At 42.0% G+C, this 505-nt stretch carries 1 protein-coding gene; it reads right to left on the bottom strand.

The window, feature by feature from the left end:
- Positions 1-498 (bottom strand): GrpB family protein (locus tag FC652_RS20245; RefSeq protein WP_176299916.1); only part of this gene is annotated, 498 nt, incomplete at its 3' end.
- Positions 499-505 lie beyond the last annotated feature (7 nt).

Below are 505 nucleotides of genomic sequence, written 5' to 3'. Positions count from 1 at the left end.
CTTAGCCTCATGCTCTTTAATAAAGCTGTCTTTATGGCGGCAATATACATCTATGTCATTGTTGCAGAGCGCTGCACCAGCTTTCTTTAACACACCATACTCATCGGCTACTTCAGGAAAAGCGATAAGATACTCTTTAAAAGCGATGTGTCTTTGTGCTTCATGTGAACCTGTTAGAAAGGCGTGGACTTGATGAGTTCGTTGAACTCCACCTTTTTGAAAGTAGCGCCTACCCGGGATACCAAACTCACCTTTAGCAAGATAACCTAAGGATTCCATCAAGCAACTTTGCTCATCCAGCTCACTGAGACATTTAACTTCAAGCAGAATATCTATAATTGGTTTCGCACATAGACCTTCAACTGAAGTGCTACCGATATGGTGAACCCCCACCACATTTTCTTGGCTTAACACATTACAGATTAGCGCTTTCTCTCGGTTAAAATCATCAGCCCACGACGACTGAAAATCTACGACTTCAATTATTCTTAAACTCACGCCTATC

Origin of the sequence: Vibrio sp. 05-20-BW147 (assembly GCF_013369385.1) — a bacterium.
GTDB lineage: Bacteria > Pseudomonadota > Gammaproteobacteria > Enterobacterales > Vibrionaceae > Vibrio > Vibrio floridensis.
This window is presented reverse-complemented; position numbering and strand designations above follow the sequence as displayed.